At 73.0% G+C, this 1274-nt stretch carries 1 protein-coding gene; it reads right to left on the bottom strand.

Annotation, left to right across the window (positions count from 1 at the left end; translation table 11 throughout):
- Nucleotides 1-1274: hypothetical protein (locus AWC02_RS22025; protein WP_419179284.1), on the bottom strand; the 1274-nt coding region annotated here is incomplete at both ends.

Here is a 1274-nt window from a genome sequence, read left to right as displayed (position 1 = left end):
GGTGGTCTGGGTGGTGTGAACACCGATGGCTCTCGGGCGGTCACTGGTAATGGTGGCGCCGGTGGTGCTGGGGGCCGGGGTGGTAACGGTTTCAACGGTGTCAACGGGTTGGCGCCTGGTGCTGATGGCACCCGCGGTGGCAATGGCGGTGCCGGTGGTGATGGTGGTGTTGGTGGCACCGGCACGCTTGCCGGTGCGCATGGTGCCGGTGGTGTGGGCGGTAACGGCGGCAATGGTGGGCATGGTGCGCAGGGTGCGCATGGCGCCGACGGCACCGCCGAGCAGATCCACGGGCAGGCCGGGCAGGCCGGTGGTGCCGGCGGCGACGCCGGTATCGGTGGTGTCGGGGGCGCCAGCGGCAACGGCACCACCGCCGCCAACGGCAGTCACGGCAGTGCCGGGGTGGGCGGTAGCGGCGGCAACGGCGGCAGCGGCCTTGATGGTGCTGATGGCGTCGCGGGTGCGGTCGATGGTGCTGCTGGTGGTCATGGTGGTGCCGGTGGTGATGGTGGTCTGGGTGGTGTGCAGGCCGATGGGACTCGGGCGGCGCAGGGTGATGGGGGCAATGGTGGTGCCGGTGGTGCTGGGGGTGCGGGGCTCTCGGGTGCGGTCGGTGTTGCCGGTGGTGTGGGGTCGCAGGGTGCTGCTGGGACGGCGGGGGCCGTTGATGGTGGTGCGGGTGGCCGGGGTGCTGATGGTGGTGCCGGTGAGCGTGGTGGCCATGGTGGTGCCGGGGGTAATGGGGGTGTGGCCGGTGCGGGTGCCCGTGATGGGGTGGCCGGTGTTGGTGGCGTGGGCGGTGCTGCCGGTGATGGTGGTGCTGGCGGCGATGGTGGTGCTGGTGGCGCGGGCGGGGATGGTTTCGCTGCGGTGGATGCTGGTGCTGCCGGTGGTCATGGTGGTGCTGGTGGCGCTGGGGGTGATGGCGGCGCTGGGGGTGCGGCCGGTACCCGGGGTGCCGGTGGTCTTGGTGGTGATGGCGTCCGGGCTGCTGATGGTGCGGCCGGGGTGGATGGGCTGCAGGGCCGCGGCGGTGTGGGCGGTGATGCCGGTGATGGTGCCGATGGCGCGGATGGGGCGGCCGGTCGTGACGGGCTGAGTGCGGGTAATGCGTCGCTGGATGGGGAGGCCGGGCAGGCCGGTGGTGCCGGCGGTAACGCCGGTGTCGGTGGGGCCGGCGGTATGGGCCGGACGGGTCAGGCCGCTGCCGGTGCTGATGGCAGTGCCGGGGTCGGGGGCAATGGTGGCGCCGGGGGCGCCGGCGCCGATGGTGC

The organism is Mycolicibacter engbaekii, from assembly GCF_002101585.1.
GTDB lineage: Bacteria > Actinomycetota > Actinomycetes > Mycobacteriales > Mycobacteriaceae > Mycobacterium > Mycobacterium engbaekii.
The sequence above is the reverse complement of the archived record's forward strand: the minus strand, read 5'-3'. Positions and strand labels throughout refer to the sequence as shown.